This is a genomic window from Candidatus Cloacimonadaceae bacterium, from assembly GCA_030693415.1.
Lineage (GTDB): Bacteria > Cloacimonadota > Cloacimonadia > Cloacimonadales > Cloacimonadaceae > JAUYAR01.
Window position 1 is genome coordinate 1 of sequence record JAUYAR010000138.1, and the last position, 4452, is coordinate 4452.

Sequence of the window (4452 nt, forward strand, 5' to 3'; positions counted from 1 at the left end):
TTTGGTGATCAAAACAATGAAGTTTAATGAAATTTTGTCCAAGTGGTTTTCTGCAAGCTCTGATCAGATATTCTTTTCTCTCATTAACTTATCCATTTTGTCCAAGTGATCGCTATTTGCAGATTTAAGTGACTCTTTATAATGTTGCTTTGGAAATTTGAAATCGTTTTGCACAAGGGAGCGACCTGATATTCATGTTGACAAAATTCAAGGAGCAGATTAATGAATAAATCTGCGATTTATAGTACCTCATATCGGCTTGGTTACTGTGATAATCAGCCTCTGTGGTACTGTTTGATTATCATTGGAATAACGAAAATGAGCTCTCAAGCTTATGTATTAGCCCAAGAAATTTCTAATGCCTATTGCAAAAAGTGAGGTTAGCGTGGCAAAGTCAATATCAATAACAGAGGTAAGTTTGGCAACTGCTTGCTACACTATGATTTACCCCCCGAAATGTCAGCAGTTCAGTTATCCAGTAAAGTTGCCGATAAACACAGTCACATCGTATCTAAGCCAAGCCTTATATCTACTTAGTAAACAACAATTTATTATCGAAAGAACTTTCTTTTCCATAAATATATCTACATTTCTGGATACTTCATTTGAGAATCACGAGCTTTTGAATGGCGCTCGTGTTTCCACTCCTGATCAATACCGGATAGATGCCGCTTGAGAGCTTCATGTCGTGTTCCAAGCTATTGAAATCCATCAGGTTGGCGGATTTGAATATGAGCCGTCCGCGCAGGTCATAGATTGCCAGATCAAAGAGCTGCGGATGTTTGATGCTGAAACCGCCACGGCTGGGATTGGGATATATCTTTGGCAGGACGGAAGGCGCAAGCTCATCACTGATAGACACATAGCCGCCTTCACCGGTGATCTGGATATCATCCAAAAAGAGAGCAAAGGCATCCCATGAGACGCTTTGCCAGGCGAGATGAACGCTTTGATTCTGCCAGGCGGAAAGATTGAAACTATATTCCGTCCATTGGGTGGGAACGCTGATATAGACACCGGTATTGAGAGTTGAGAAACTCTGCGGGGTGGGGCTGGAAGTTGATATCAATACCTTGAGCCGCTCCAAACCAAAATCCGCAGTATAGGAACGCGCCCAGAACTTGAGCATGGGATTGTTTCCCAGATAGAGCCTTCTGCTGATCAACCAATCGTTGTTGGGCGGGCTCAAAGCACTCATCGCCATCAGCATTCGCAAACCCCCGTGAGGAGGAGAGTAGGTGAGCGGCGGCACTGTCTGCGAAGGGGAAAAAGTGATCCAGCCTGTCGTTGAGCCCTCATTGGGGAAATCGATATTGTCCCATTGCCAGGTGAGGGATCCGTCCAGATCGAGATTCTGCCAGCCGGGAATTGACGCGGAAAAGCTCTCGCACTGCTCAAAACCTTCTGATAGAATGAGGTTGGGTATCTCGGAGGGTATGGTCACGGACGCGGTGTTTGACGGCGCGGAGACCTGTCCGAGATGATTGACCGCCTTCACCTGATAGAGATAGGTGTTTCCCCCGGTGACGGCAGCGTCAAAATAAAGCGTGCTTGTGCTTTCACCGATCTGGACTCCATTGCGCAGCACGCGGTAATTGACCACCGTACCGGTAGTGGGAGCAGACCAGGAAAGCCGCACTTGGGAACCGTTGTAATAGGCGGAAAGGTTTTGCGGCGCGCCAAGAGCTTCCCCCACGGTCGTGAAACTCCATAAAGGCGAGGGATAGCTCTCTCCACCCGCGTGTCCGACCACTCTCCAGAAATAGTTTCGCAGCAGCATCAGCGGCTCCGGCAGATTCCAGGAATGCCCCTGATGATTCTGCACAAGGCAGGATAGGCTGTCCGGATGGCTGCCAAACCACAGATCGAAGGATGCGCAATCGCTCTGCCAGGAAAAACCAGTGTCCGTGGGCACATTGAAGGCGTTATTTGCCGGCAGGGGTTGATGGGGAGTGAAATTGACGATATTGATATTGAGCCGCAGATTGGGAAATGCCTGACGCAGGTAAACTCCCGTGGGTGGGATGTTTCCCGGGACGACGTTCGTGCTGCCGCGCCAGACAATTCCACGTGTGAGCGGACTGCCGCTGCAATAGAATTCATCCGCATTACTGGCAGATCCAGGACTGTTTTCATGCACGGCGATGATCAGATTGCGTGTGCCGTCATAGCTGAAAGCCTGAGGAAGAACAATCGTGAGCCAGCCTTGTCCCGGAAGTGGAGACGAGAAATCCGCAATCTGGAGCTGTCCGTTATAGACGATGAAAAGGCTATCCTGCGGGATCCAGGAATTGATGAAGCTTCTTTCGGTGTGCCCAAACCAGATTATTAGCTCCCGGTTGGCTTCAAAAAAGGCGGTACTCACGATACTATACTGAAAGGAGATGGAATGGATCATCCCGCCGGAGCCGATCTCGGATGCCAGATAGAGCTGCTGCGAATAGCTGTGAAGGTTGAAAGCCTCCAATGGAAGAGATTGATTGATCAGCGTGCCGCTGCCGATCTGAACGATCTCCGCCCCCAAGGGGATGCACAAAACAAAGACCAGACAAAGCAGGATACGCATGGTTATTTCTCAATCGTCAAACGCTGATTTGACCCAGTTTCGTGTAGCTCCACTTCCGCTTCGCTTTCGATATATCGAAACCCTGCACACTGGTAAAAATGGCGGCGGAAGGCATAGCGGGAATTGCGTAGCGCTTCGTTGCCGGTGGAAATCCAAGAGCCGCCCTTGATCAGGTTGTGCCGTCCATCGAAAGTGTGAATACTGAAATCGGTATAGATGGGATGGACCTTAAAGCCCGGTAGCGGGTAGATCGGCGTTTCCGTCCACTGCCAGACGTTGCCGATCAGATCATAGAATTCCCCGAAGGCAAACCAGTTCACCGGACAGGAAGAGCAGTAGTGTTCCAGATTGATATTGCCCGGTGCTTTGTCCCAGAGATGCAGATCGGTCTTGACATGCAGGTCGCGCAGATGATACCATTCCTCTTCAGATAGCAGGCGGATTGTCTTGCCGGTTTGCGCGGCTTTCCAATTGCAGAAAGCCTTGGCTTCCAAATAGTTGACCTCCACCGGCCAATCCCAGGGCATGGGAATCTCGCTTGCCATTGTGCGCAAGTAATATCCGCCGTTTTCATCCAAGTGCCAGAAACGCGGCATTTTTGCCTGTTGAAAGCTCCTCCAAGCCCAGCCCTCTTCAGACCAGCACTCTACTTTGTCGTATCCGCCTTCCAGGATGAAAGTGAGAAATTCTGAGTTGGATACGAGAAAGCGGGAAGCCTTGAAGGATTTGATCTCGTAGCTCGCTTTGCCATATTCGTTGTCCCAACCGTAAAGAGAATCGCTGTCGTCTCTTCCAATTTCCACTCTGCCTGCGGAAACCGCGATAAGATCGTTCAGAGGAGCATCCCCGCTGCTCTGGCATATCTCCCAGAAATCAAGCTGCTTCACCTTATCCAGAGGAAGCTGGCGGATCAACACGCTGGAAGTTTCCAGATGGATGCGTTCGTGCTCGATACCCATCACGATGCTCCACCAGGGGCTGTCCCAGGTGATGCCTTTTTCGTCCAGGGGCAGCTCCGTGATCAATCTATCCACGCACCTTCGCACTTGATCGCGGTAAGCGCGCACCTCAGGTATCGATGGCCAATCGTAATGTGCTTCATCAAGGTCGTCCCAACTCATTTCATCGACACCGACGGCAAACATGGAATCGTATGCCGGACTGATCCGCTCTGAGATCGCCTTGCTGAGGATCAGCTTATTGATAAAAAAGACTGCCGTGTGCCCAAGATAGAAAACCAACGGATGCCTCAGCAAATCGGCACGGAGATAATAGGCAGTGTCATCGGCGAGCGCCTCATAGAGCTTTTCGTCGATGCTGAAGGTCTGATGAAAATAGTGCCGCAGCTTTTCGCGGAGAATATTCGGATCAGGTTCGTTCAGAACAAGCGTCCGGATTTCTTTTAAGCTATCCATCAAATCACCTCGACTATGTTTTTTTTTACAATGCTGAATAAGACGATCAAGCTGTCAAGCGCAAAAATCAAACTTTCATTTTCTCTTCTCCTTAGCAGTTGAATTGGTGTCAACTTTTTTAGGACGGGACACATCTGCCAATTTCGTAAACTGTCCTGCGGAAAGTGACCATCCTGCGGAAAAGAATCGACGGAAACGTCGGTAATTCCATAACATGGAACGCCGCATCATGGAACGCCGACGTCCCCGTCGGCGACAGCAGCGATGAACCTGACACCTCCACCAATCACGTAAACCCTCCACGAATCTGCAACCGAACCACAAATCTGTAACCGATCCTGCGGAAATGAACCGACGGGGACGTCGGTAATTCGTGCGCCTGTGAGCGATACATATCAGACAGGTGAAAGTCCTGTTCAGAGCACCGTTAAAACTCTGTAGCCGAAGGTAACTGCGTCACCGTGAGGTGGG

The 4452-nt window shown here is 49.7% G+C and carries 3 protein-coding genes; 1 reads left to right on the top strand and 2 read right to left on the bottom strand.

The annotated features are described in order from the left end of the window. Window positions 1-601: 601 nt before the first annotated feature. Both Q8M98_08140 and ovoA read right to left on the bottom strand, forming a co-directional pair. Window positions 602-2566 (bottom strand): choice-of-anchor J domain-containing protein, encoded by a 1965-nt coding sequence (locus Q8M98_08140; protein MDP3114731.1) that lies wholly within the window; start codon window positions 2564-2566, stop codon window positions 602-604. 2 nt (window positions 2567-2568) lie between these two features. Beyond that, window positions 2569-3981 (bottom strand): 5-histidylcysteine sulfoxide synthase, encoded by a 1413-nt coding sequence (gene ovoA, locus Q8M98_08145; GenBank protein MDP3114732.1) that lies wholly within the window; start codon window positions 3979-3981, stop codon window positions 2569-2571. A 164-nt stretch (window positions 3982-4145) separates the two neighbouring features. Here ovoA and Q8M98_08150 point away from each other — a divergent pair, with 164 nt between their 5' ends. Then, window positions 4146-4313: a hypothetical protein gene (locus Q8M98_08150; protein MDP3114733.1), complete on the top strand. Its 168-nt coding sequence runs from the start codon at window positions 4146-4148 to the stop codon at window positions 4311-4313. The last annotated feature ends 139 nt before the right edge of the window (window positions 4314-4452 follow it).